This is a genomic window from Streptomyces sp. H27-H1, assembly GCF_026627445.1.
Lineage (GTDB): Bacteria > Actinomycetota > Actinomycetes > Streptomycetales > Streptomycetaceae > Streptomyces.
Genome location: NZ_JAPNLJ010000015.1, coordinates 108,276 through 134,422, shown reverse-complemented (window position 1 = coordinate 134,422; position 26,147 = coordinate 108,276). Strand labels below are relative to the sequence as shown.

Here is a 26,147-nt window from a genome sequence, read left to right as displayed (position 1 = left end):
CCTGACACTCACGCACCTGACCCTCGGGCACCCCCGCCGTAGGACTCGTAGCCGCCGGAGCCCTGCTCGTTGGCGTGCCCCTGCTCCGGGAGCGGGGCGCCGGTCTCCAGCAGGGTCTTGAGGCTGGAGGCGAGCATGGGCCATGCGCGCCCGCACATGCCGATGAGGGTGCCGCCCGGTTCGAAGTCCTCGTGGATGACGGTCAGTCGGGCCAGCGTGTCACCGACCGGCTCGATCTCGTACGTCACCTTCGTGCGCCGCTCGCTCGCCAGCTCGGCGCGCAGCTCCTCGCCGACGCCCGCGTTGGCCGCCCATTGCGGGGTGAAGGTGTGCCAGGTGTAGGCGAGCCGCCGGTTCGGTACGCACTCCAGCACCACCTGCTCCGGATCGCTCGTCCGCGCCCCGCGCTCCACCCAGACCATCGTCGAGCCGACCCGCCAGTCGGTCTCGAAGTCGAGTCCCCAGTAGCGGCGGGTGAACGCGGGCTCGGTCAGGGCCTGCCACACCCGTGCGGGGTCGGCCTGTACGTACACGGTGTAGGTGATCGCAGTGTCGCTCATCCCCTCATGCTGCGGGACCGGGAGCCGCGGAACGGGCATTGAGCCGCTCCGTGCTCACCAGTGGCAGCCCTCCGGCGGGAGTTCCGTCGGAGGGGTGCGGGGCGGCGACGGGAGGGAGAGGTGGGTGCGGGCGCCGTGGACGGCGGCGAGTTCCTCGTGGCCGGCCGGGCCCCAGTCGCTGAGTTCGCGGACCTGTTCGGGGGTGGCCAGCAGCCGGGCGTACGCCGGGTCCGGGCCCGGGGGCAGCGCCGTGAGCCGGGCCGCGGTGCGCGGGTGCGCGCCCTGGTCGGCGTACCGGTACCCGAGCGGGAGCGCGCCGGCGGTGCGGCCCGCCGTCGGGGGCGGGAGCTGGGCGGCGCCAGTGGCGCGGGCGATGAGCAGCAGGACGCGTCCGTCGGGGGCGAAGAGCCAGCCGGCGGGGTCCTGCGGAGTCAGGTGCGCGGGGGCCGGACCCGGGTGCCAGGTGCCGTGCTGCGGGACGCGGCGGGTGCGCAGGGCGCCGAGCCGGTCCAGGGCGGTGGGGGCGGTGGGGCGGCCGTCCTCCAGCAGGGCGGCGCCGCCACCGTTGATGCGGGCCCGCAGGGCGCAGAGCACGCGGCGGGCGTCGCCCGCGTCCATCAGGGCGGTCAGTGCGGCCGGTTCCGCGAAGTGGATGCCGGTGATCTCCTGCGCGGGCAGGCGGACGGAGCCGATGCGGTCCCGGGTCCAGGTGCCGCCGTCGAAGACGTGCAGGATCTCGCCGGGGAACCGCATCCCCGGCGGCATGCCGGGCGCGTCGGCCGGGATCCAGTCGACGGCGAGACAGCGCGGGTAGCGGCCCTCGACGCCGAGCTCCTCGTGCATCTCGCGGGCGGCCGCGGCCGCCGGTGCCTCGCCGGCGTCCACCGCGCCGCCGGGCAGCAGCCGGTCGGAGCGGTAGTCCACGCTCTGGACCAGGACGCGCCCGTCCGTATCGGTGACGAGGACTACCGCGCCGGTCCAGAGCGTGGCGCGCGAAGCCCCGTACTCCTCCGGGGTCATCCACGTGCCCGGACGTCCGGCCGGGCCCTGGGACTCGGGTGCCGCCCGGTCCCGGTCCTGGTCCTCGGGTGCGGCGGGGGCGGCGCCCGTCTTCTCGGTCACGGCCTCGTCGGTCAGCTGCGGCATCGGACTCCATTCACCGTAGGGGCACCGCGGGCGCCGTGCGGGGGCCACGTGGGGGCGCTGCGCACGGGTGGGCCCGCGGGCTGTGCAACACCGCGGACGTCCCCCGGGTTACGGAGATCAACACATTCCCCTTTGCCACCCCTATACCTCCTTATTACCTGGTTACACGGATCTTGCTACGTTCCCGGTGCGGACTGGCGGCGTGAAAACCTCCGGTCCGACCACGTCACCGGAGCACAGGAGAGACCCAGGATGCGACGCGCTTCCCGTACGGGCCCCCCGACGGCCACCGGCAAACGGTGGACCGCCAAGGGTGTGGCCGGTGCGGCGGGCGGTGTCGCGGTCCTCGGCTTCGGTGGGCTGTACGCGGCGGGCCTGCTGCTGGCGGGCGAGGACATGGCCGCCGGTACGAAGGTGCGCGGCGTCGACATAGGCGGGATGAGCCGCGCCGAAGCCCGGCAGACCCTGGCCCGCGCTCTCGGCCCGTCCGCCGCGGCGCCGCTGTTGCTGCGGATCGGGGAGCGGACGGAGCGGGCGCAGCCGGCGACACTCGGCCTGTCCCTGGACACCGGCGCCACCGCCGACCGGGCGGCCCGCTCCGGTTCCGGCCCGGTCAGCGTGATCGGCCGGCTGTTCTCCTCCGGCGATCCCGGGGTGGAGCCGGTGGTCCGGCTCGACGAGGCGGCGGCCCGCTCCGCCCTGGACGGGATCGGCGCGAAGACCCGGCAGGAGGTCCGGGAGGGCTCGGTCTCCTTCGAGAAGGGCAAGGCCGAGGCGGTGGCCCCGGTCACGGGTACCGCCCTCGATGTCGACGGATCCCTCGACGTGCTGCGCGCCTCCTGCCCCCGGGCCGCGGACGGGCCCGTCGTACTCCCCGTCCGGAGCACGGAGCCGCGTATCGGGCAGCGGGAGACGGACCGGGCGCTGAAGGAGTTCGCCGAGCCGGCGGTGTCCGCGCCGGTCACCCTGACCGTGGAGGGCAAGCGCATACCCGTCGGCCCCGCCGTCCTCGCCAAGCACCTCACCCTCAAGGACGACGGCCGGGGCCGCCTCGCGCCCGGCCTCGACTCCAAGGCGCTACTGGCCGACCCGGAGCTGGCCGGACCGCTGCGGCAGGCCACGCCGGGCCCCGTCGAGGCGAAGCTGCGTACGGACTCCGCCGGCCGCGTCTCCGTCGCCGAGGAGGGCCGGGCCGGACGCCGGGTCGGCGAACCGGGGCTGGCCGCCACCGTGCTGCCGCTGCTCACGCGGGCGGGCGCGGCCGAGCGTACGGCCGAGGTCGCCACGGAGGAAATACGGCCCAAGCTGACCGAGAACACCGTCGAGCAGCTCGGCATCAAGGAGGAGGTGTCCACCTTCACCGTCGACTTCGAGAAGGCCCCGTACCGTACGACGAACATCGGCCGGGCCGCCGAGCTGATCAACGGCTCGCTCGTGCTGCCCGACGAGACGTGGAGCTTCAACCGCCGCGTCGGCGAGCGCACCGAGGAGAACGGCTTCGTCGACGGCCTGATCATCAACAACGGCCAGTACGAGAAGGCCGCGGGCGGCGGTGTCTCGGCGGTGGCCACCACCGTCTTCAACGCGATGTTCTTCTCCGGGGTCAAACCCGTCGAGTACGGGGCGCACTCCTTCTACATCGAGCGCTACCCGGAGGGCCGTGAGGCCACCGTCGCATGGGGCAGCCTGGACCTGCGCTTCGCCAACGACTCGGGCAAGGCCCTCTACATCCAGGCCGAGGCGACCGACACCTCCATCACCATCACCTTCCTGGGAACGAAGCGGTACGACGAGATCCGTGCGGCCAAGGGCCCGCGGACGAACGTCAAACCGCCCGCAACCCGCACGGACACCGGCCCCAAGTGCGAACCGCAGTCCCCGTTGGAGGGCTTCGACGTCGCCGTCGACCGGGTGTTCGTGAAGGACGGGCAGGAGGTCAAGCGGGAGAAGATGAAGACCCGTTACACGCCGAGGGACAGCGTGACCTGCGGCTGAGGCCCCCCACCGGGGGACCGGGACCACCCGTGCGGGTGAGCGCGTGCGGGGGAGCCGGCGTTCGTCGGGCAGGGTGGACGGATGGAGTCGCGCCGGGGACCGTGGGTGCCCCTGATCGTTGTCGCGCTGGCCGTGACGGCCGGATGTCTGACCGGATGTGTGACCGTGCGTCCGGCCGGGCCGGGGGCCGTTCCCGGCCCCGGAGCACGGCCGGGCCCGGCGGAGGTACGGACGGGCCTGCCGGGACCGGCGGCCGAGGCCTTGCCGCTGGGAGCGCTGCCGGAGGTGGCGCAGGATCCGGTCCCGGGGGCTGCCCCGACTCCCCTGCCGGGGGCCGCCGCCGCTCCCGGGCCGAAGGGGCCCGCGGCGCCCGCCGCGGCGGGGCGGACCCGGGTGCAGCCCGCCGCACCGCGGCACCGGCCGGAGCGGCCCCGGCGGGCCGCGCCGCGCAAGCCCGCGGCGGCGCCTGCCGCGAAGGCCCGCGGCTCGCGGCCCAAGCCGAACCGTACGTACGACATGGCGCCGCTGTGCGCGGCGGCCCGGGGGACGGTGGACCCGGCCATTGTCGCGCTGTGCCACTGAGCGGATGGCGCGGGGCTCGTGGCGCTGAGTGGGTGGCGCTGGGCTCGCGCCACTGAACCCGCGCCGCCGAACCCGCGCCGCTGAACCCGCGCCGCTGAACCCGCGCCGCTGAGCTCGCGTCACGGACCGCGTGGCGCCGACCGCGTGGCGCTCCCGGGAGCGGGAGGCGGGATTCGCTTGGATGGGCCCGGCGGACCCCGACCGGGGTCCCTCCAGCCTCCACCCCCAGGAGTCGCCATGGCGAAGATCGCCCTCTTCGGCGCGACCGGCACCATCGGATCCCGGGTGCTGCACGAAGCACTCGGACGCGGGCACCAGGTCACGGCTGTCGTACGCGATCCCGCGCACTTCTCCGAGTCCGAGGCCAGCGTCGCCGACATCACCGTCGTACGCGGCAACGTCCTCGACCCCGCGTCCGTCACCCAGGCGGCGGCCGGGCAGGACGTGGTGGTCAGCGCGTACGGTCCGGGCTCCGGAGATCCCGGCACGCTCGTCGGCGCCGCGAAGGCACTGGTCGGCGGCGTGCAGGCCCTCGGCCCGGACGGTCCCCGGCCACGGGTGGTCACCGTCGGCGGGGCGGGCTCCCTGCGCACCCCCGGCGGACCGCTGGTGTGGGACCAGGCCGGGATCCCCGCGCCGGTGCTCGCCGTCATGCACGCCCACGGGGACGCCCTCGACTTCCTGCGGACCGTTCCGGTGGAGGAGGTCCACTGGACCAACCTCAGCCCGGCCGCCGGAATCGAGCCGGGCAGCCGGACGGGCACGTACCGGCTGGGGCTCGACGACCTGATCGTGGACGAGGACGGACACAGTCTGATCTCCACGGAGGACTACGCGGTCGCCCTGGTGGACGAGATCGAGCGCGACGCGCACGCGGGCAAGCGGTTCACCATCGGGTACTGAGCCGGCCGGTCCGCCCGGTCCGCCCGCCCCTGCCAGGTCTCCTCGCCGGTGGCGCAGCCGCTGCCGTCGGTGCCGGGGCGAGCGGAGTCGGCCTCTTCCGCGGATCCCGACCGGAGCGTGCGACGTCCGCCGGATCCCGGCGGCAGCCCGCCTGTGAGTGGTGGCTCCACCTGCGGGGGGTGCCGGGTCCCGTCCGCGCGTGGGACCGGGTGGCCGACGTACGAAAAGGGCCTTCGGCGGGGCGGCCCGGCGTCGATATTCGCTGGTCCGCCGGGTTTCGCCTCCCTAGAGTGGCCAGGCACCAGCCTCGGCCGCAGGGAGCGGATCATGCGCACGCACTACCCCCGGACCCCGCATCTGCCGTGGTCCGCCGGGGTGACGTCCGACGATGTCCGGACCACCGGGCCCGGCATGCTGGCCGGTTTCGCCGGGCGCGAGATCGTGGTCACCGAGAAGCTCGACGGCGAGAACACCACCCTGTACGCCGACGGCCTCCACGCCCGCTCGCTCGACTCGGGCCACCATCCGTCGCGGGCCTGGGTGAAGAGCCTGCAGAGCCGTATCGGCCCGGCGATCCCCGCCGGTCGGCGGGTGTGCGGGGAGAACGTCTACGCCCGGCACTCGCTCGCGTACGAGGAACTCGACTCGTGGTTCTACGGGTTCTCCGTGTGGGACGGCGACCACTGCCTGGACTGGGACCGGACGGTGCTCTTCCTGCGCGGTCTCGGAGTGCCGGGCCCACGTGTCCTGTGGCGCGGAGTCTTCGACGAGCGGGCGCTGCGCCGGCTCCGGGTCGACACCGCACGGCAGGAGGGGTACGTCGTCCGCACCGTGGCCGGCTTCGATCGAGCCGACTTCGGGCGGTGCGTGGCCAAATGGGTGCGGGGCGGCCATGTGCAGACGGACACGCACTGGATGTACGCCCAGGTGGTGGCGAACGGGCTCGGTCCGGCGGCCGCCCTGTGGGACTGCCGGTCGGGCGCGGACCCGGACGTGGCCGGACTGCTCCGCGCGGTGGGGGCGGACACGGCGGTCCAGGCGGCGGGAGTCGAGGGGCTGGTCGCCGAAGTGGCGGACCGGATCGACGGGTTGGCCGTGCGCAGGTCCGGCGAGGAGCGGCTCACCGGAATCCTGGCGGCGGCTCTGCACGGCATACCGCGGTCCGTGCTGTCGGCCCGGCTGGCGGCGGGGCCGCTCGGGATGGCCACGGCGCGGCGGGTCGCGGACCTGGTCGGGCTCTACCCGGCGCTGCGCAGGCCCTTCCCCCACCCGGACTCGGAACGGCGGGCGGGGCTGGCGCGGATGGCCGAGGCGGCCGATCTCGGGGTGCTGCACGCGCTGGCGGGGGCGGTCCCCAGATCCGACGGGCCTGGCGGGTCCGTCGGATCGGTCGGGCCCGTCGGGCCTTTGGGGTCCGGTGAGGGCGGCGACGGGGACGGGGACGGCGAGTGCGTCGAGTGGTCCGCGCTGCACGCCGAGGAGGCGGGGCTGCTCGGGCCCGCACCGCTGGAGCCGCTGCGGTCCGGGCTCCGGGACGCCCTCGCCGAAGCCGGCATAGGCGACACGGCGAGCGGTGGCGACGGAGGCGACGCCGCCGACCGCTGCTGGGCCGAGGCGCGCCGGGCCTTCGCGCAGGGCAGGCTGAGCGGCGCCGAGGAGGCGGTCGCGGCGACCTGGCGGTGGCGGGACGGGGCGTCGTTCCCCCGGCTCGTGCAGCTCTGCGGGCCCTCGGGGAGCGGGAAGAGCACGTACGCCCGCACCCTGCCCGGGGTGGAGGCCTACATCAGCCTCGACGATCTGCGTACGGCGCGGGGTTCGCGCACCGACCAGCGGGACAACGCGGACGTGCTCCGCGAGGGTCTGGACCGGCTGGACTCCGCGCTCGCCGCGGCCGCACGGCGAGGGGGCACGGTGGTGTGGGACGCGACCTCGCTCACCCCCCAGCAGCGCGGCCTGGCCGGCGCGGTGGCCCGGCGACGCGACGCGCTGGTCACCCAGGCCGTGCTGCTGGTCGGGGAGACGGATCTGCTGCGCCGCAACTCCACGCGCGCGCATCCGGTGCCGGCGCCCGTGCTGGCCTCGCAGCTGCGGCGTTTCGCTCCGCCGTATCCCGGTGAGGCCCACCGCACTTGGTACATCGGGGCGGGCGGAACCGTCGAGGACACGGCGGGCTCGATCGGCGCGTCGGCCGGTGCTTCGGCCGGTGCTTCGGCCCGTGCTTCGGCCCGTGCTTCGGCGACTGGCACGGCGACCGCGGGGGCCGCCTGGACCGGGCCGGGCGGGGAGGGCTGATGCGTACCAGCGAGGAGCTCTACCACCAGGTCCGCTGGGACCCCCGCTTCGACCCCGCCCGGTTCACGCTGGGACTGCTGCAGCGCGGCGCCGCACCGAAGCGGGTACCCCTCCCGTCCTTCGTGCCCGGGGGCGATGTCCCTTGGCACCGGGTGCTGTTCGTGGAAGCCGACGGCGAGCTGGTGTGGGACCGGGCGACGGGCGTGGACATCATCGACGGCACCGATGCCGGGCGGGTCCGCGTCCCGAGGCTGCTGCGGGCTCCGTTCTTCACCGCGCGGACCGCCTACGCGTGGGACGCGTCCGGCGGCGGTGCGTGGCGAGCGGCCCCCGAGGGCGGCGCGGACCGCGCGGCCACCGGCCGAAGGCCTTCCCTCGTACGCCTGTTGACGTGGAACACGCTCTGGGACCGGTACGACGCCCCGCGCATCGCCACCGCGCGGCGCAGACCGCTGCTGCTGGCCGATCTGGCGGCGGCCGACGCCGACGTGATCGCGCTCCAGGAGGTGGAGCGCGATCTGCTCGGCATGCTGCTCGCCGAGCCGTGGGTCCGGGCCGGATACACGGTCGCCGCGGACCCGGGCGGGCGGGACGTGGCGGAGAGCGGACTGCTGGTGCTGAGCCGGCTGCCGGTGCGGGAGGCTGGCGTTCACGCGCTGGGTCCGCACAAGGCCGTCGTCGCCGTGACCGTGGACACGGAGGGCGGGCCGCTGGTGGTCGCGGCCACCCATCTGACGAGCGATCACACGGAGCGGGGAGAGGACCGGCGGGCATCCGAACTCGCTCGGATCGACAAGGGCTTGGCCGGTGTCGACGCGGACCACGTGGCTCTGGTCGGCGACTTCAACGACGGACGGTCGGGAGCCGAGGGGCCGGCCGAGGCGCTGAGGCTGCGGGATGCGTGGAACGAGGTGCACGGAGCACAGGACCGGACCCCGACCTTCGATCCGACCGCCAATCCCCTCGCGGCGGTCGCATCGCTGTCGGGGCGGCCGGGACGCCTGGACCGGATCCTGCTGCGCTCGGCGGAGGTTCGCGTGACGCGGGCGGCACTGCGCGGCAACTCTGCCGCGGCGGGCGGCCTGTTCATCTCCGACCACTACGGGGTGGAGGCCACCCTGGACCTCGGTCCGGCGGCCGACGGGGGCGAGGGCGGCGGCGAGGCCTCCGGGCACGCGGTACTGGCAGTCCACGCCACCGCGCGCACGGCCGTGGCGTGGCTGGCGCCCGAGGACGCGGCGGTGGAGGCGGTGCGCCGCGCACACGATCCGCAGGCGGAACGCCGGCCCGCGCACGTGAACCTGCTCTTCGGCTTCGTACCGGAGTCCTCCTTCGAGGCGGCGCTGCCCCTGCTGGCCGAAGCGGCCGCGGAAACAGCCGCGTTCACGGCCCGCCTGGAGGGTGTGCACGGCTTCGGCCCGACCCTGTGGCTGGACCCGGCGGCGGTCGGCGAGGCACCTTGGCAGGAGCTGCGACGCACCCTGGAGGCGCGGTTCCCGGGCTGCCGGGGCCGGGCCGAGGGGTTCACTCCCCACCTGACGCGTGGCCGCAGCCCTGATCCTCGGCGCGCGGAGCGTGAGTTCGCGGCGCGCCTGGGCGTTGGCCGGTCGGCGCGCGTGGACTCCCTCGCCGTACTGTCCCGGCGCGGGGACGGCCCGATGGAGGTCCGGGCGACGGTGGAACTCGCAACCGGAAGGATCCGCTGGGCACCTGAACCCGACCGCCCCACGACGACCGGGACGGGCGGCGCGGAGCCGGCCGGGGCCGGGGCCGGGGCCGGGGCCGGGGCCGAGTCGCTCACGGCGCGCATCGCGGCGGCCTTCCCGGAGGGTGTCGTCCACGTGGCCGGCTCGCGCCGGATGGGCTGCGCGCTGACGGAGTCGGACCTGGACCTGGTGACGGCCCTGCCCGGCACCGTCTCCCTGGCGGAGGTACGGGCGCGGGTCGCCTCGGCCCTCCCCGAGGCGGAGCGGCTGCGTGAGGTGACCGGCGCCCGGGTACCGGGTCTGCGGCTGCGCGTCGCCGCGCTGGACGTGGACCTGGTCGTGGTTGCCACCGGGCCCATGCCGCCGGACCAGGCCGTCGCCCGGCGGGCGCGGCTCGGCGAGGCCTCGGCGGTGGCGCTGAGCGCGGTGAGCGACGCCGATGCGGTACGGGTCTTCGTGGGCCCGGAGCACGCGGCGTTCGCCCGGCTGGCGCGCGAGGTCAAGGCCTGGGCCCGGTCCCGGGGTCTGGACTCGGCGCCGTTCGGCGGTCTGCCGGGACTCGCCTGGTCCGTACTGGCCGCCCACACGGTCGGCGCCTGCCCCGGCCTCTCCCCCGGCGCCCTGCTCCGCAGCTTCTTCGCCACCTGGGCCGCCTGGGACTGGCGCATCCCGGTAACCCTGGACCCTGCGAAGGCCCCGACGGCCGACGGGGGCGCCGACGGGGGCGCGGCCGGCGGGGGCGCGGCCGGTGGCTGCCTCGGCGGGGCCGCGGCCGGTGGCCGCAGGGGCGAGGGCGCCGTCACCGTACTGACCCCCTCGGCCCCGGTACGCAGCTGCACCGGCCAAGTCGGCGCGGGAACCGCCGATGTGCTGGCACGGGAGCTGTACGCCGCGTGGGAGGCGCTGGAGGAGGCCCGTACCGGCGAGGAGCGTGCCGCGCGCCGCCTCATCGCCGCGACGCCCCCGCACCGTCGGCACGCCGCCTGGGCCGTGGTCACCGTGGCGGCTGCCCGGCCCCACGATTTCGAAGACAACCTGGGCCGCACCCGCGGCCGGCTGCGCGCCCTGCTCGGCGCCCTGGCGGAGGCGGGCCACGTGGACGTCCACGCCTGGCCCCGGCCCTTCGAGCGGACGCCCAGCCTGGCCCGTTACGCGATCGGCCTCGGCCACACGCCACCTGACCCGGGCGCCCTGGCGGCCCTCGCCGCACCCTGGTCGGCGACGCTCCCCGGCACCGACGTGGCCTGGGCGGACTGCGGCAGCGTTCCCGACCTCCACTGACGACAAGTAACGAACGCACGGCATCAACGGGCCGCCCATCGGGCCCCACTTTCCGAACACGGCGAAGGCTCCGGACCAAGGCTCCGCCCCGCCGTAGCGGGCACGGCGAGACGGAGCGGTCAGAGCCTCAGTACAGTCCTGCGAAGTTTTTTCGTCAACACTTTTCACAAGGATTGAAGAAACTCCAAGTTCACAGGCCTGATGCGTGTTTGACACCTCATTGGATCTTCAGTTCATGAACGTTCAAACCCTTGACGGCCTCGGCCACGGGCAGTTCACTCACGCTTCGATCCCCCCGGATCCACAACGTCAGGAGTAGCCCCGCATGCCCCTCCTCTCCGCCCACCCGCCACACCCCTCGTGGCGCCGCTCGCGTTCCACCCGGCTGACCGTGGCATCCCTCGCGGCCGTTCTGGTCGCGGCCTTCCTCGTGCTCCTCCCGAGCACCGCGGCGACCGCCGCGCCGACGCTCCTCTCCCAGGGCAAGCCCGCCACCTCCTCGTCCTCCGAGAGCGCCGGCACCCCGGCCTCCGCGGCCGTCGACGGCAACAACGGCACCCGCTGGTCGAGCCAGTTCTCCGACCCGCAGTGGATACAGGTCGACCTCGGCGCGGCCGCCCAGCTGAGCCAGGTCGTCCTGCGCTGGGAGACCGCCGCCGCGAAGGCGTACCGCGTCGAGCTGTCCACCGACGGCACCAACTGGTCCACGGCGTACTCGACGGCCACCAGCACCGGTGGCGTGCAGACCCACGACATCACCGGCACAGCCCGCTACGTCCGCGTGTACGGCACCCAGCGCACCACCGGATACGGGTACTCCCTCTGGGAGTTCCAGGTCTACGGGACCACCGGCGGCACCGGCCCGACCCTGCCCGGCGGCGGTGACCTCGGCCCCAACGTGATCGTCTTCGATCCGTCCACGCCGAACATCCAGGCCAAGCTGGACCAGGTCTTCGCCCAGCAGGAGTCGGCGCAGTTCGGCTCCGGGCGCTACCAGTTCCTGTTCAAGCCGGGTACGTACAACGGACTCAACGCCCAGATCGGCTTCTACACCTCGATCTCCGGCCTCGGTCTGAGCCCGGACGACACCACCATCAACGGTGACGTGACCGTCGACGCCGGCTGGTTCAACGGCAACGCCACCCAGAACTTCTGGCGTTCGGCCGAGAACCTCGCCCTGAACCCGGTCAACGGCACCGACCGCTGGGCCGTGTCCCAGGCCGCGCCGTTCCGCCGGATGCACGTCAAGGGCGGCCTCAACCTCGCCCCGTCCGGCTACGGCTGGTCCTCGGGCGGCTTCATCGCCGACTCGAAGATCGACGGCCAGGTCGGCAACTACTCGCAGCAGCAGTGGTACACCCGTGACAGCTCCATCGGCGGATGGTCCAACGGCGTCTGGAACCAGGTCTTCTCCGGCACCCAGGGCGCACCCGCGCAGAGCTTCCCGGAGCCGCGCTACACCACCCTGGACACCACCCCGGTCTCCCGCGAGAAGCCGTTCCTCTACCTGGACGGCTCCGAGTACAAGGTGTTCGTCCCCGCCAAGCGCGTGAACGCACGCGGTACTTCCTGGGGCAACGGTGCCCCGCAGGGCACCTCGGTCCCGCTGAACCAGTTCTACGTCGTCAAGCCCGGCACCACCGCCGCGACGATGAACCAGGCGCTGGCCCAGGGCCTGCACCTGCTCTTCACCCCGGGCGTCTACCACGTCGACCAGACCATCCAGGTCAACCGCGCCGACACGGTCGTCCTGGGCCTCGGCCTCGCCACCATCATTCCGGACAACGGTGTCACGGCGATGAAGGTCGCCGACGTCGACGGCGTCAAGCTCGCCGGCTTCCTCATCGACGCGGGTCAGGTCAACTCCCCGACCCTGCTGGAGGTCGGCCCGGCCGGCGCCGGCACGGACCACGCGGCGAACCCGACCACGGTCCAGGACGTCTTCATCCGCGTCGGCGGCGCCGGCGCGGGCAAGGCCACGGCCGGCATGGTGATCAACAACCACGACACGATCGTCGACCACACCTGGATCTGGCGCGCCGACCACGGCGACGGGGTGGGCTGGGAGACCAACCGCTCCGACTACGGGTTCCGCGTGAACGGTGACGACGTGCTGGCCACCGGCCTGTTCGTCGAGCACTTCAACAAGTACGACGTGGAGTGGAACGGCGAGCGGGGCCGTACGATCTTCTTCCAGAACGAGAAGGCGTACGACGCCCCCAACCAGGCCGCCATCCAGAACGGTTCGGTCAAGGGATACGCCGCCTACAAGGTCGCCGACTCGGTCAACACCCACGAGGGCTGGGGCCTGGGCAGCTACTGCTACTTCAACGTCGACCCGACGATCCGTCAGGACCACGGTTTCGAGGTCCCGGTGAAGGCCGGCGTGAAGTTCCACGACCTCCTCGTCGTCTCGCTCGGCGGCAACGGCCAGTACGAGCACGTCATCAACAACACGGGCGCGCCGACGTCGGGCACCTCGACCGTTCCCTCCACCGTCGTCTCTTTCCCCTGATCCTCCACTGACCCCCGGTTCGCGGGGCGGCCACCGGCCGCCCCGCGTTTTCCTGGCCATCTGAGAGAGCGCTCTCCCAAGCCGCCCTCTCGCCACCCCTCCCCCACAAGGAGCTGCACGATGAATCTCCGACCGCGGACCCTGTCCGCATTCATGGTCTCGGCGGCCATCGCCGTGACCGCGGCCGCCGGTATCGGCGCCACCGCGCTCACCGCCCAGGCAACGCCCGATTCCGGCGCCGTCCACATGACCATGGACCACTCCGCCGTGGCCCCGCTCGCGGGCGGCGACGACCCCGACGGTGACGGCTACATCCCGGCCGTTCCGCAGGTCACGGGTGTGACCCCGTCCTGGAACAACCCGCCGGACCGCTACTTCCACGAGTTCCAGGCCAACTGTGCGGTCACCAAGACCGCGCCCGACGACCCGATCGTCTTCGCGGGCCGCCCGGGCGCCTCCCACGACCACACCTTCCTGGGCAACACCGGCACGGACGCCAACAGCACCACCGCCTCCCTGAGCGCCGGCGGCACGGCCTGCACCGCCGTCGGCGACCTGTCCGGCTACTGGATGCCGACGCTCTTCAACGGCAACCAGAAGATCCTGCCCACCGGCCCCCAGGTCATCTACTACAAGACCGGGGTCACCGACTACACGAGCGTGCGCCCCTTCCCCAAGGGCCTGCGGTTCGTGGTCGGCAGCCCGACCCAGACCGCGGCGGAGTTCCGCGGGCACAAGGGCTGGGTCGAGGGCTGGGAGTGCGGTGACAGCTTCAAGAACACCGAGTTCCCGGCCAACTGCCCGGCCGGCACCCAGCTCAACATCCGTATGCAGTCGCCCAGTTGCTGGGACGGCAAGAGCCTCGACACTCCCGACCACAAGGCGCACATGGCCTACCCGGTCACGAAGCCGGGCAACAACGACAACGTCTGCCCCGCTTCCCACCCGGTCGCGCTCCCGATGGTCGAGTTCAAGATGGCCTTCCCGGTCAGCGGGGACATGTCGCAGGTCAGGCTGTCCAGCGGGTCCGGCCACTCCTTCCACTACGACTTCTTCAACGCGTGGGACGAGCGCACCCTGAACGCCATGGTCCAGCAGTGCATCAAGGGTGGCCTGCAGTGCAACAACCGCGGCTACGACCAGTACCACCCGGAGGCCGGCACCGTGCTCGGTCCCGACGGACGCCTCCCGTAGCTCGCCCGTTCCGGCCGGGGCAACGTAGGCGTCGAGCAGCGCTCGGTGACGGTGGTCCCGCCGCCGGTGCCGGGCACGAACGTGGCCCTGAACCGGCCGACGACCGCCTCGACATGTCCCAGCGGGGAACCGGCTACGGCTACTCCCTGTTCCATTTCGGCGTCTACGCCTGATCCCTGGCCAGACGCCCCGCACACCCCGCGCGCCGCCCGAACCTGACCCGGGCGGCGCGCGGTCGTGCGTACCGGCTCGGCCGGCCCGGCTCAGAGCTCCAGGACGATCTTTCCGGCGGTGTGTCCTTCCTGGCTGAGCTCGAAGGCGGCCGCCAGTTCGGCGAGCGGGAAGGCTTCGGCGACGGTGACGGTGAGCTGTCCCGCGTCGGCCAGCCGGCCCAGCTCGGCGAGGTCGGCGCCGACGGGACGTACCCACATCCACTGGCCCCCGGCGCCGAGCACGGTGTGGTCGGCGATGGAGGCGTGCCGGCCGCCGTCGGCCAGTACCTCGAGGGTGGTCTCCAGGACTCCCCCGACGAAGTCGGCGACGACGGTGACCCCGTCGGGCGCCAGGGCGCGGACCCGGTCCGCGAGCCCGTCGCCGTACTCGACGGGTTCGCAGCCCAGCTCGCGCAGCCGGTCGTGGTTGCGGGCGGAGGCGGTGCCGATGACGCGGGCCCCGAGCGAGCGGGCGATCTGCACGCCCAGGGAGCCGACGCCGCCCGCGGCGCCGTGTACGAGGACGGTGTCCTGCTTGCCGGTCTCCAGGCGCGTCAGCAGCTGGTAGGCGGTGAGGCCGGCCAGCGGCAGCCCCGCGGCCTGCTGCCAGGTCAGGGAGACGGGCTTGGCCGCGAGGGCCCGTACGGGCACGGTCACGAACTCGGCGAAGGTGCCGCCGTGCACGTAGTCCTTGCGGGCGTAGGCGATGACCTCGTCGCCGGCGGTGAACTCGGGGGTGTCGATGCCCGCGTACTCGACGGTCCCGGCCACGTCCCAGCCGGGGACGACGGGGTACACGACGTCCATGAGGCCGTCGAGTCCGCCCGCCATGATCTTCCAGTCGACGGGGTTGACGGAGGCGTACCGGACCCGTACCAGAGCCTCTCCGGGGCCTACCTTGGGCACCGGGATCCGGGTTTCGGAAAGCACCTCCACTCCGCCGTACGCGTCGTACGTCATCGCCCGCATGGTGCCCTCTTGGTCCTCGGACATACCTCTCGCCTCTCCGTGAGTCACACGCCCCCTGCCCCATCCCACCACGAAGAGCCGCGCCCGCCCCGGGCGGAGGGGCGGGCGCGGCGCGGCGGAGCGGTCCGGTCGGCGGGACGGGGAGGGGCGGGTGGTTACAGCGCCCGATGGGCGGCGATCACGTCGGCGTAGTGGCGTCCGCTGGTCTTGACGGTGCGCTGCTGGGTGTCGTAGTCCACGTGGACCAGTCCGAACCGCTTGTCGAAGCCGTAGGCCCATTCGAAGTTGTCGAGGAGGGACCAGGCGTAGTAGCCGGCCAGCGGGGCGCCACGGCGGGCGGCGCGGGCGCAGGCGGCCAGGTGGGCGTTCAGGTACGCGGTGCGCTCGGGGTCGTGGACGCTGCCGTCGGGGGCGACGATGTCGGGGTACGAGGAGCCGTTCTCGGTGATGAGGATGCGCTGGGCGCCGTACTCCTCGCTCAGCCGCATGATGAGGGACTCCAGGCCGTCCGCGTCGACCTCCCAGTCCATGCCGGTGCGCGGGACGTCCGGCCTGTCGATCATCCGGGCGTAGGGGGCGGCGCCGTGCGGGTCGGCGGTGACCACCTGCGGGAAGTAGTAGTTCAGGCCGATCCAGTCCAGCGGGGCGGCGATGGTCTCCAGGTCGCCGGGCTGTTCGGGGAGGTCGACCCCGTAGACCTCCAGCATGTCGGCGGGGAAGCCGCGGCCGTGTACCGGGTCGAGCCACCAGCGGTTGACGTGGCCGTCCATCCGGCGGGCGGCCGCACGGTCGGAGTCGCTGTCGGTGGCGGGCTCGACGGTGGAGAGGTTGTTGACGATGCCGATCTGCGCGCCGGGTGCTGCGGCACGGATGGCCTGTGCGGCCAGGCCGTGGCCGAGCAGCAGGTGGTAGGAGGCGCGGACGGCGGCGGTGAGGTCGCTCACGCCGGGGGCCATCTTGCCTTCCAGGTGGCCGATCCACGCCGAGCAGAGCGGCTCGTTGAGCGTCGCCCACTGGGTGACCCGGTCCCCGAGGCGCTCCGCCACGACCCCGGCGTACGCGGCGAAGTGCTCGGCGGTGGCCCGCTCGGGCCAGCCTCTCCGGTCCTGCAGGGCCTGCGGGAGGTCCCAGTGGTAGAGGGTGACGGACGGCTCGATGCCGGCGGCGAGCAGGCCGTCGATCAACTGGTCGTAGAAGTCGAGGCCCTTGGCGTTGACCGGGCCGTCCCCTCCGGGCATGACGCGCGGCCAGGCGACGGAGAGCCGGTAGGCGTTGGTGCCGAGCCGCCGCATCAGGTCGATGTCTTCGCGCCAGCGGTGGTAGTGGTCACAGGCGGTGTCGCCGTTGTGTCCGCCGTCGATGGCGCCCGGGACGCGGGTGAAGGTGTCCCAGATGGAGGGGGCGCGGCCGTCCTCGGCCACGGCGCCCTCGATCTGGTAGGCGGAGGTGGCGGTGCCCCAGACGAAGTCGCGCGGCAGGGCGGCGAGGTCGATGAGGCCCGCGGAGGTGTCGGTGAGGGCTGTGTTGAAACGGTCCGTGGAAAGGGTCATTTGACGGCTCCTGCCGTGAGTCCGGCCACCAAGTACCGCTGCAGCAGCAGGAATCCGGCGACGATGGGGATGCTGACGACGAGCGAGGCGGCCATGATCTGGTTCCAGTACACGTCGTTCTGCGTGGAGTAGCCCTGCAGTCCGACGGCGAGGGTCCGGGTCTCGTCGTTCGTCATGACGGAGGCGAAGAGCACTTCGCCCCAGGCGGTCATGAACGCGTAGACGGCCACGGCGACGATGCCGGGTATCGCGGCGGGGATGACGACGCGGAAGAGCGCGCCGAGCGGTCCGCAGCCGTCCACGGTGGCTGCCTCGTCGAGCTCGCGCGGTACCGAGTCGAAGTACCCGATGAGCATCCAGATGGAGAAGGGGAGGGAGAAGGTGAGGTAGGTGAGGATCAGTCCGGCCCGGGATCCGTACAGGGCGATCCCGGTGGTGTTGCCGATGTTCACGAAGATCAGGAACAGCGGGAGCAGGAAGAGGATCCCGGGGAACATCTGGGTGGACAGCACGGTCACGGTGAACAGGCGCTTGCCGCGGAAGCGGTAGCGGCTGACCCCGTACGCCGCGAAGATGGCGATCACGACGGAGCAGGCGGTGGCCGAGCCCGCCACGATGAGCGAGTTCATGAAGTACTTGGCCAGCGGGACCGTGTGCCAGATGTCGATGTAGGGGCGGATGGTGAGTCCGCTGGGGATCCAGCGGAACTCTCCCGCCACGTCCTTGAGGGGCTTGAGCGAGCTGGCCGCCATGACGTAGACGGGCAGTGCGACGAAGCAGGCGAGGACGGTGAGGAAGACGGCCCGGATCACCTTGAACGACACCGGGGGGTCGAGCGGTGATCTCGCACGGGGCTGCTTGCGCGGGCTGCCGTGCCGGGCGAGTACGGGGCTGCGGTCAGGCATCGGCGTCCTTCCGTCCCCGCGTCGTGAAGAACAGGTAGCCGGCGGTCACCAGCAGCAGGAAGAGCAGCAGCAGGACGGACATGGCCGAGCCGGTGCCGAAGTTCCAGGTCACGAAGCTGGATTGGTAGATGTGGATGGAGATGAGGTCGGCCGCTTCGGGGGCCGATTTGCCGAACAGTACGAACGGCGTGTTGAAGTCGTTGAAGGTCCACAGGAACAGCACGAGGATCAGGACCTGGTTGACGGCGCCGACCGAGGGCAGCGTGATCCGGCGGATCTGCTGCCAGATGCCGGCCCCGTCCAGCGCTGCCGCCTCGTAGAGGTCCTTGGGGATGTTCTGGAGCGCGGCCATCACGATGAGGAAGGCGAACGGCCAGCCCTTCCAGACGGAGACGGTCAGCAGGGCCCAGAAGCTGTTCTCGCCCAGCAGCCAGAAGGTGTGCTCGGCGCCGCCGAGGCCCAGCTGGTCGTGGATGACGTGGTTCACCAGGCCGTTGTCCCGCTGGAACATGAACGCCCACGTGATGACGGCCGCGTAGCCCGGCAGTGCGTAGGGGATCAGGAACAGGCCGCGCAGGAGTCCGCGGCCGCGGAAGGTCTCCTGCATGAACACGGCGGTGGCGGTGCCGAGGAACCAGCACAAGGCCACCGAGAGGAGGGTGAACATGCAGGTGGTGAAGAAGGAGTCGAGCAGCGCCGCGCCGACGGGCTTGTCGATGTCCACGGCGAGGCTGTAGTTGTCGAGGCCCGTCCAGGGGGCGCTGGACCAGTCACGGATGAAGAACTGGGTCAGCTGCCGGAAGCTCATCACGATGCCCATCACCATCGGAACAAGGTGGATGAGCAGTTCGAAGAGGAGGGCGGGCAGGAGCAGGAGGTAGGGCAGGGCGGCGCGGCGCAGGCGCCCGGTGCGGCGTACCCGGGCAGTGGTACGCCGCACCCTTCCCGCCGTGGCGGAAGTCATGAACGGTTACTCAATTCTGCATCTGCTGCTGGGCCTTGGTGAGCTTCGCCTTGACCGACTCGGTGGTCACCGCGCGGCCGGCCGCGGCGTCGGCGAAGAGCTCCTTGACGGCGGTTCCGACCGCGGTCTCGAACTGCGACTCCTCGGGGACCTGCGGGAGCGGGGCGGCGCTGGTGGACAGCGTATTGCGGAGCACCGTCAGGTCCTCGCTGGCGAAGGCGGCGTCCGTCTGGGCCGCCTTGACCGGCGGGATGGAGCCGTAGGTCTTGTTGAGGGTCTTCTGCTCCTCGTCGCTGGTCATGAACTTCACGAACTTCAGCGAGCCGTCGATGTTGTCGGTGTTCTTGAAGACCGCCATGTTGATGCCGGCGACCATGGAATTGATGTTCTTGCCTGCACCGGGGGCGCCGCCGGCCGGGACCGGGACGGGGGCCACGCCCCAGTCGCCCTCCTTCATCCCGTTGGCCTTGAAGCTGCTGGCCGCGCTCTGCCACAGCACCATGGCGGTCTTGCCGTTGGAGAAGTCCTGGAGGGACTGGTTCTTGTCGTACTCGGCGTTGCCCGGGGCAATGATCTTGTCCTTGGCCATCAGGTCGACGTACTGCTTGACGGCGTCGACGTTGGCCGCGGAGTCGAAGGTGGGCTTGCCGCTCGCGTCGAAGAACTCCGCTCCGTGCTGGCGGGAGAAGACGAAGGCCTGGTGGATGTTGTTGGAGAGGTTCGAACCCTCGGCTCCCAGCGCCCACTTGCCGTCCTTGGACAGCTTCTGGCCGATGGTGACCATCTCGTCCCAGGTGGCCGGGGGCTTGTCGATGCCCGCCTCCTTGAACACCTTCTTGTTGTAGTAGAGCGCGTACGACATCGAGTACAGCGGGACGGCGGCCGGGTCCTTGCCCGCGGCGCCCGCCGAACCGATGGCGGAGTCGACGAAGCGGTCCTTCCCGCCGATCGCTTCGAAGTTCTTGGCGTCCCAGGGCAGCAGGGCGCCGGTGGCCTGCAGGGAGGAGGACCAGGTGTTGCCGATGTTGAGGACGTCCGGGCCCTGCCCGGAAGCGGTGGCGGCCAGGATCCTGTTGAGCAGGTCGGACCACGGGACCACTTCGAGCTTGACCTTTATGCCGGTCTGCTCCTCGAACTTCTTCAGCTCCGGGCCGAGGGTCGCCTGGTCCGCCGCGATGTCGGGGCCTTGGTTGGAGGCCCAGTAGGTGATCTCCTTGGGCGCCTTGTTGGAGCCCTCCGCATCCGCGGATCCGCCTCCACAGGCGGTGGCGGCTGCGAGCATGGAGACGGTGACGGCGGTGACGGCGACGGCTCGGGTTCTACGCATGGCGGCTCGGTCCCTTTCGGCAGGGTTGAGGCGATAGGCCGGTAAACGGTGCGAGCATCCGGCCCCAACCGGGTGCTCGGCGGCCCCGTTCTTTCCAGGCCTTAATTTAGGACGTGAGTTAAGCCTCGGGAAAGGGTCGCGTCAAGGGGTCGCGCAAGGGTATGTTGCGATCGATGTCAGGGCGGAAGGAGCCACATGACCACGGGGCGCAGTGGACGTACGGTGCGGGACCTGCGAAGGGGCAACCGCAGCGCCGTGCTGCAGCGGTTGTACTTCGGCGGGCCCATGAGCCGGCAGGAACTGGGCCCCGCGACCGGGCTGAGCTCGGGGTCCGTCAGCAACGTGGTCGGTGAACTCGTCGCGGACGGACTGCTGGAGGAGGCCGGGATCGTCGACTCGGACGGCGGCCGCCCTCGCACGCTGCTGCGCGTGGCGCCCGGCAGTGCGCACATGATCGGCATCGACGTGGGCGAAACCCGCGTCAGGGTCGAGTTGTTCGACCTGGCCCTCACCGAACTCGCGCGTACCGAGCTCCCGTTGCAACCTCGCGGCTGCTACGACGTCGGCCCGATCGTCGACCACGTACGGACCGGGATAGCCACCGTCCTGGCTCAGGCCGGGGTCGGGACGGACCGGCTCCTGGGGGTCGGCATCGGCGTACCCGGCATCGTCGACCGCGACGCGACGGGGGGGACCGTGGTCCACGGGCAGACCATCGGCTGGGACGCGGTCCCGCTGGAGGCGCTGCTGCGCGCGACGGGAGCCGTGCCGCCCGAGGTCCCGTACATCATCGACAACGGGGCCCGCACGCTCGGCCAGGCGGAGATGTGGTTCGGCGCGGGACGCGGGGCCCGGAACGCGGTGGTCGTGCTCTTCGGCTCCGGTGTGGGAGCGAGCCTGATCACCGACGGTTCCCCGGACGGCGCCACCACCGAGGGCGCACCGCTGGAGTGGGGTCACCTGACGGTGCAGGTCCGCGGGCGGCGCTGCCGCTGCGGGGCACTGGGCTGCCTGGAGGCGTACACGGGGGCGGAATCCCTGCTGGCGCGGTGGGCGGAGCGGGGCGGCGGCGGGGACTCGGTCGCGGGCGACGAGGAAGAGGCCCTGGCCGCGTTGCTGGCGGCGGCCGGCGGCGGAGACCAGGTCGCGCTGAACGTCCTCGAGGAGACCGCGGAGTACCTGGGCGCTGGCCTGTCGGACGTCATCAACCTCTTCCAGCCGGAGCGGATCCTGATCGGCGGCTGGGCGGGCCTGATGCTGGGTCCGCACATCCTCCCGGCGGTACGGGAACACGCGACGCGCTACTCGCTGCGCCACCCGGCCGCCCGGGTCACCATCGACATGGGCTCGCTGGGCCCGGACGCGGTCACGGTGGGTGCGGCCACCCTCCCGCTGGCGGCCTTCTTCGCGACGGGCGGGCGCCGGACCCCGCCGGAGCCCGTGACGGAAGCCCCGGGCTGGCAGACCTCCCTGCAGACCCGCGGCGGCTCCGTGGCGGCGGCGGGGGGCCAGAGGGAGCGTTAGGGGCAGAGGGAGCGGTGGGGCAGGGGGTGGGGGTAGCGGCGCGGGCAGGGGGCGGGGGTAGCGGCGCGGGTAGGGTGCGGGGGCGTCCGCGACCGAAGGAGTGCCGACCGTGATCCTCCCGAAGGTCCGGGACCCCCGCTTCGTGACGATCCGCCGGGGCGGCGTCCTCACCGACGCGGACCATCGACTGCTCGCACTCTGGGCGGCGGCGTGCGCGGAGCACGTCCTCGGCCTGTTCGAGGCGGCCCGGCCCGCGGACCCGCGGCCGCGCGAGGCCATCGAGCACGCCCGGGCCTGGGTGCGGGGCGAGGTCACGATGACCCGCGCTCGCGCGGCGGGCGGGCATGCGATGGGCGCGGCCAGGGACCTGCGCGGGGCAGCACGGCACGCCGCCTACGCCGCGGGGCAGGCGGGGGCCGTCGCCCACGTCGCCGCGCACGAGCTCGGGGCGGCCGCCTACGCGATCAAGGCCGCCCGCGCCGCCGTGCCGAAAGGCGAGAGCGAGGCCGCGGGGCGACGGGAGTGCCGGTGGCAACGCGAGCGGCTCCCGGAGGCGATCCGCGAACTCGTGCTCGACGACCAGCGGTTGCGCAACGACATCTGCTGGTCGGTGTTCGACGACTGAGCCCGGTCCCACCGGGTGCGGGCGGCCCCTTCACCCCGCCCGGCCGGACCGGCGCGCGGGATGAAGGGGCCCTCGGCCGAGCGCAGCGGAAGCGGAACCTCCTCGGTCACGGACCACCCACCGTGGCAGCCGTGCTCGACGACGAGGCCCAGGACCGGCTGCGGGCAGGCGGGTCCGGGCGCGCCGATCCGTCCTTCCGGGACACAGCTCGCCTCCCTGCCGAGTTGGCTCGGCAGCGGCCGGCGCTCACGCCGAGTCGCGCACCACCAGCTCCGGGTCGAAGAGCACCTCCACCGACTCGGGTGCGGCCGTGCCGTCCACCCGGTCCAGGAGGAGGCGGACCATCTCCGCCGCCATCTCCTCCACCGGCTGGCGGACCGTCGTCAGACGGGGCCTGGCGGCCACCGCCGCGCCGGAGTCGTCGAAGCCGACCACCGCCACGTCCTCGGGAATCCGGCGGCCGTGCTCGCGCAGCACCAGGCAGGCGCCCTGGGCCATCAGGTCGTTCGCCGCGAACACTCCGTCCAGATCGGGGTGTTCGGCCAGCAGCACGCGCATCGCCTGCTCGCCGCCGTCCAGCGTGAAGTCGGCCTCGGCCACCGGTACCGCCGTGTCGGCCAACGCCTCCCGGAAGCCCGCCACCCGGTCCCGGCTCGCCGGCACGTCCGCCGGGCCGCCGATGGCGACGAGCCGCCCGCAGCCCCGGTCGAGGAGGTGCCGCGCGGCCAGCGCCCCGCCCTCGCGGTGGCGCAGGTCGACCCAGTCCAGCGGAACCTCGGGCGCCGGGCGGGCGAAGAGCACCGCGGGCAGGCCGGCGTGCGCGAGCAGGCCGGGCAGCGGGTCGCGGCCGTCGGTGGTCACGAGCAGCGCTCCGTCCGCGCCGCCCTGGGTGAGGTACGCGAGCACCTGTGCCCGGTCCGCCTCCCCGTCGGCGAACAGCAGCACCGGATGTACTCCGCGCGGGCGCAGGGCCCGTACGACCCCGCTCACGACCCGCCCGAAGAAGGGGTCCTGGAACACCCGGCCGGTGTCCGCGCCCGCGCCCGAGACCACGAGCGCCACCGCCCCCGAGCGCCGGGTCACCAGGGAGCGGGCCGCGCGGTTCGGCACGTATCCGGTCGCGGCGACGGCCTGCTGGACCGCCTGCTGGATGGCGGGGTCGACATTACGGACCCCGTTGACCACGCGGGACACCGTGGCCCGGGACACCCCGGCGGCGCGGGCCACGTCCTCCAGGGTCGGGGCCGTTCCGGTGCCGGGCCCCGTGCCGGTGGCCGTGCTCGCTGCGTCCATGGCCGCACTGTAGCCGCCCGCGCTCAGACGTCGATCGCCCCCCGGAGCGGCAGGTCGCCCGCGCTGCGACCGGCCAGGACCGTGAACCGGCCCGGCTCCGCCGTCCAGCCCGCGGCCCCCTCCGACCAGTGCTGCAGGGCCCGCGCGGGGATCCGTACGTACGCGGTCGCCCGCTCCCCCGGCTCCGCCTCGGCCGCCACCCAGCCCGCGAGCCAGCTCACCGGGCGCTCGATCGCGGAGTCCGGTCGGGACAGGTGGATCTGGACGACTTCGCGGCCGCGCCGGGTGCCGGTGTTGTGGAGGGTCACCGGGACCTCGTAGCCCCCGCCGCGGGTCGGTTCGGGCGTGCCGAGCCGCTCCAACTCCCAGGTGGTGTAGCCGAGTCCGTGCCCGAACCAGTACGCGGGAGCCGGGCCGGCTGCGCCCGTCCGCAGCCAGGCGCGGTGACCGATGTGCAGGCCCTCCTCGTACGGGAGCCGGCCCCCGGTGGGCTGCGTGGTGCGTACGGGGGCGTCGTCGAGGGTGGCCGGCCAGGTGGTGGGGAGCCGCCCGCCGGGCTCGGCGCTGCCGAGGAGGACGTCGGCGAGTGCGTGCCCGGCCTCCTGGCCGGGGAACCAGGTAAGGAGGACGGCTCCGGCGGCTTCGCGCCAGGGCAGCTCGACGGGGCCGCCGGAGTTGACGACGACGACGGTACGAGGATTCGCGCGGGTGACCGCTGCCACCAACTCGTCCTGCGGCGCGGGCAGTCGCAGCGAGGCCCGGTCGAAGCCCTCGGACTCGCCGCCTTCGGTGGTGCCGACGACCACGACGGCCACGTCGGCCGACCCGGCCGCGGCGACGGCGGCGGCGAGCGCCTCGGCGGGGTCGGGGACGGGTGGGGCGGCGGTGAGGACGGTCGCCCGGCCCGTGCCGGAAGCGAGTTCGCGCCGGGCCACGACATGGACCGTGCGGCCTGCCGTGAGCGGGATCCGGGCGGTGTGCTGGGGCGGGCGGACGTGGATGACGGCCGGATCCTCGGTCTCGGGCGGGAACACGCCCTCGAGGACCGCCGTTCCGTCGACGGTGAGGCTCAGTGCGCCGAAACCGCCGAGTCCGAGGGTCCAGGGTCCGGACGTGTCGGGGTGGAGGACGGCGGCGAGCTCGACGGTGCGGGCTCCGGGCGGCAGCTCCGGTTCCAGTACCCGGCCGGAGGGCTGATGGGTGGTGCTCAGCACCGTCCCGACGGCATCGAGCACGCGCAACCGCACGCCGGGGGCGCCGCCTTCCGGATCGCGGCCGTACCGCGCGCCCAGCGGAGCCTGCCCGCCGCCGCCCTCGGGCGCGGGGCCCGGTTCGTAGGCGACCCGGATGCCCGGCCCCAGGGCGTCGCGGAGCCCGTCGAGCGGGCTGACCACGTGCTGCGGGAACACCTCGGAACTGCCGCCGCCCTGGACACGGGGGTCGCCGGCGTGCACCCCGATGACGGCGACCCGGTCCAACGCCCCGCGTTCCAGGGGTAGTAGCCCCCGGTTCTCCAGCAACACGAACCCGGCGGCAGCCGCTGCCCGCAGCTCCTGCCGCAACGCTCCGGGGCCCGGGCCGGGCGGGAGGGGCGGTTCCAGGTTCGGGGCCGGTGCCAGATCCGGGGCCGGCACCCGGTCCGAGGGTGCGCCGCCGGGGGTGAGGGCGCCCACGCGGGAGGCCAGGCGCAGGAGTCTGCGCGTCTTGTCCTCGACCGCTTCCGCCGGGACCCGGCCGCTCGCCAGGGCTTCCAGCAGCTCCTCGCCCCACGGACCCCGGGGGCCCGGCATCGCCAGGTCCTGCGCGGAGACGGCCGAGGCGACGGTGGAACGGACGCCGCCCCAGTCGGAGACGATCACGCCGTCGAATCCCCATTCCCCCTTCAAGGGCTCGCGGAGCAGGGAACTCTCGCTCATGGTGACGCCGTTGACCTTGTTGTACGCCGACATGACCAGCCATACCCCGGCCTGGACGGCGGCCTCGAAGGGTGCGAGGTAGAGCTCGCGCAGCACCCGCTCGTCGAGCCGTACGTCGAGGGTGAGCCGCTCCGTCTCGGAGTCGTTGGCCACGTAGTGCTTCGCCGTCGCGGCCACTCCGCGCGACTGGATTCCGCGGATGAGGGCCGCCCCCGTACGACCCGCGAGCAACGGGTCTTCGGAGAAGCACTCGAAGTGACGCCCGGCGAGCGGGCTGCGGTGCAGGTTGAGGGCCGGGGCAAGGACCACGTGAACGCCCTTGCGCCGGGCCTCGTCGCCGAGCAGCTCGCCGAGCCGGCGGACCCGGTCCTCGTCCCACAGGGCCCCGAGGGCGGTGGGCGAGGGCAGCAGGGCCGAGGTGCACCGCTCGTCCCAACCGGGCCCCCGTACCCCGGCCGGACCGTCCGAGAACACGATCTCCCGCAGCCCCACGTCCGGTTCCGGACGGGTCCGCCAGGTATCGGCACCCGTCAGCAGGCTCACCCGCTGCCCGGGATCCAGCTTGTCCAGCAGTCGTTCCACGTCACCGTCACGTATGACCACCTCTTGCACACCAGCCGTCCGGATCGTTGGGAGAGCGCTCTCCCACATGATCCCGGCGCACTGGACGGACTGTCAACGGGCCCGG

Annotated in this window: 18 protein-coding genes; 9 read left to right on the top strand and 9 right to left on the bottom strand. The window is 73.0% G+C overall.

Going from position 1 to position 26,147, the window contains the following annotated elements:
* Positions 1–8: 8 nt before the first annotated feature.
* Entirely contained in the window at positions 9–560 is a 552-nt protein-coding gene (locus OTB20_RS18555; RefSeq protein WP_267818873.1) for an SRPBCC family protein, read from the bottom strand.
* 54 nt (positions 561–614) lie between these two features.
* Complete coding sequence (locus OTB20_RS18550) at positions 615–1,706, bottom strand: NUDIX domain-containing protein (protein WP_267818871.1); 1,092 nt, start codon at positions 1,704–1,706, stop codon at positions 615–617.
* Between the two features lie 252 nt (positions 1,707–1,958).
* Here OTB20_RS18550 and OTB20_RS18545 point away from each other — a divergent pair, with 252 nt between their 5' ends.
* The 7 genes from OTB20_RS18545 to OTB20_RS18515 all read left to right on the top strand — a co-directional run bounded on the left by OTB20_RS18545 (position 1,959) and on the right by OTB20_RS18515 (position 14,174).
* On the top strand, positions 1,959–3,701 hold the full coding sequence (locus OTB20_RS18545) for a VanW family protein (protein WP_267818869.1): 1,743 nt from the start codon (positions 1,959–1,961) through the stop codon (positions 3,699–3,701).
* Positions 3,702–3,806: 105 nt separating this feature from the next.
* Complete coding sequence (locus OTB20_RS18540) at positions 3,807–4,283, top strand: hypothetical protein (RefSeq protein WP_267818867.1); 477 nt, start codon at positions 3,807–3,809, stop codon at positions 4,281–4,283.
* A gap of 237 nt (positions 4,284–4,520) precedes the next feature.
* A complete protein-coding gene (locus OTB20_RS18535) occupies positions 4,521–5,186 on the top strand; it encodes an NAD(P)-dependent oxidoreductase (RefSeq protein ID WP_267818865.1) in 666 nt (221 codons plus the stop codon).
* Positions 5,187–5,513: 327 nt separating this feature from the next.
* Positions 5,514–7,478 (top strand): RNA ligase family protein, encoded by a 1,965-nt coding sequence (locus OTB20_RS18530; RefSeq protein ID WP_267818863.1) that lies wholly within the window; start codon positions 5,514–5,516, stop codon positions 7,476–7,478.
* Complete coding sequence (locus OTB20_RS18525; RefSeq protein ID WP_267818861.1) at positions 7,478–10,465, top strand: poly(A) polymerase; 2,988 nt, start codon at positions 7,478–7,480, stop codon at positions 10,463–10,465. Before OTB20_RS18530 ends, OTB20_RS18525 begins: the two co-directional genes overlap by 1 nt.
* Before the next feature lie 325 nt (positions 10,466–10,790).
* Positions 10,791–12,980, top strand: coding sequence for a discoidin domain-containing protein (locus OTB20_RS18520; RefSeq protein WP_267818859.1), 2,190 nt, complete (start codon positions 10,791–10,793; stop codon positions 12,978–12,980).
* 120 nt (positions 12,981–13,100) lie between these two features.
* Entirely contained in the window at positions 13,101–14,174 is a 1,074-nt protein-coding gene (locus OTB20_RS18515) for a DUF1996 domain-containing protein (RefSeq protein WP_267818858.1), read from the top strand.
* 263 nt (positions 14,175–14,437) lie between these two features.
* On the opposite strand, the gene OTB20_RS18510 is transcribed toward OTB20_RS18515, so the two are convergent.
* The 5 genes from OTB20_RS18510 to OTB20_RS18490 all read right to left on the bottom strand — a co-directional run bounded on the left by OTB20_RS18510 (position 14,438) and on the right by OTB20_RS18490 (position 20,101).
* Positions 14,438–15,355 carry an NADP-dependent oxidoreductase gene (locus OTB20_RS18510; RefSeq protein ID WP_267818986.1) on the bottom strand — a complete coding sequence of 306 codons (918 nt, stop codon included), beginning with the start codon at positions 15,353–15,355 and terminating at the stop codon, positions 14,438–14,440.
* A 155-nt stretch (positions 15,356–15,510) separates the two neighbouring features.
* Positions 15,511–16,905, bottom strand: a complete 1,395-nt coding sequence (locus OTB20_RS18505) for a GH1 family beta-glucosidase (protein WP_267818856.1) — start codon at positions 16,903–16,905, stop codon at positions 15,511–15,513.
* Positions 16,902–17,810: a carbohydrate ABC transporter permease gene (locus OTB20_RS18500; RefSeq protein WP_267818854.1), complete on the bottom strand. Its 909-nt coding sequence runs from the start codon at positions 17,808–17,810 to the stop codon at positions 16,902–16,904. The genes OTB20_RS18505 and OTB20_RS18500 overlap by 4 nt, the downstream gene beginning before the upstream one ends.
* Positions 17,803–18,774, bottom strand: a complete 972-nt coding sequence (locus OTB20_RS18495; protein WP_267818852.1) for a carbohydrate ABC transporter permease — start codon at positions 18,772–18,774, stop codon at positions 17,803–17,805. Before OTB20_RS18495 ends, OTB20_RS18500 begins: the two co-directional genes overlap by 8 nt.
* Before the next feature lie 10 nt (positions 18,775–18,784).
* The gene (locus OTB20_RS18490; protein ID WP_267818851.1) at positions 18,785–20,101 is read right to left on the bottom strand and encodes an ABC transporter substrate-binding protein; all 1,317 of its coding nucleotides are present in this window, start codon (positions 20,099–20,101) and stop codon (positions 18,785–18,787) included.
* 195 nt (positions 20,102–20,296) lie between these two features.
* Here OTB20_RS18490 and OTB20_RS18485 point away from each other — a divergent pair, with 195 nt between their 5' ends.
* Together OTB20_RS18485 and OTB20_RS18480 are read left to right on the top strand one after the other, a co-directional pair.
* Positions 20,297–21,625, top strand: a complete 1,329-nt coding sequence (locus OTB20_RS18485) for an ROK family transcriptional regulator (protein WP_267818849.1) — start codon at positions 20,297–20,299, stop codon at positions 21,623–21,625.
* Positions 21,626–21,734: 109 nt separating this feature from the next.
* Positions 21,735–22,250, top strand: a complete 516-nt coding sequence (locus tag OTB20_RS18480; protein WP_267818848.1) for a putative immunity protein — start codon at positions 21,735–21,737, stop codon at positions 22,248–22,250.
* A gap of 246 nt (positions 22,251–22,496) precedes the next feature.
* Here the strand turns inward: OTB20_RS18480 and OTB20_RS18475 are convergent, their stop codons facing one another.
* A complete protein-coding gene (locus OTB20_RS18475; protein ID WP_267818847.1) occupies positions 22,497–23,543 on the bottom strand; it encodes a LacI family DNA-binding transcriptional regulator in 1,047 nt (348 codons plus the stop codon).
* A gap of 23 nt (positions 23,544–23,566) precedes the next feature.
* Positions 23,567–26,110: a glycoside hydrolase family 3 C-terminal domain-containing protein gene (locus tag OTB20_RS18470; protein WP_420716436.1), complete on the bottom strand. Its 2,544-nt coding sequence runs from the start codon at positions 26,108–26,110 to the stop codon at positions 23,567–23,569.
* Between the last annotated feature and the right edge of the window lie 37 nt (positions 26,111–26,147).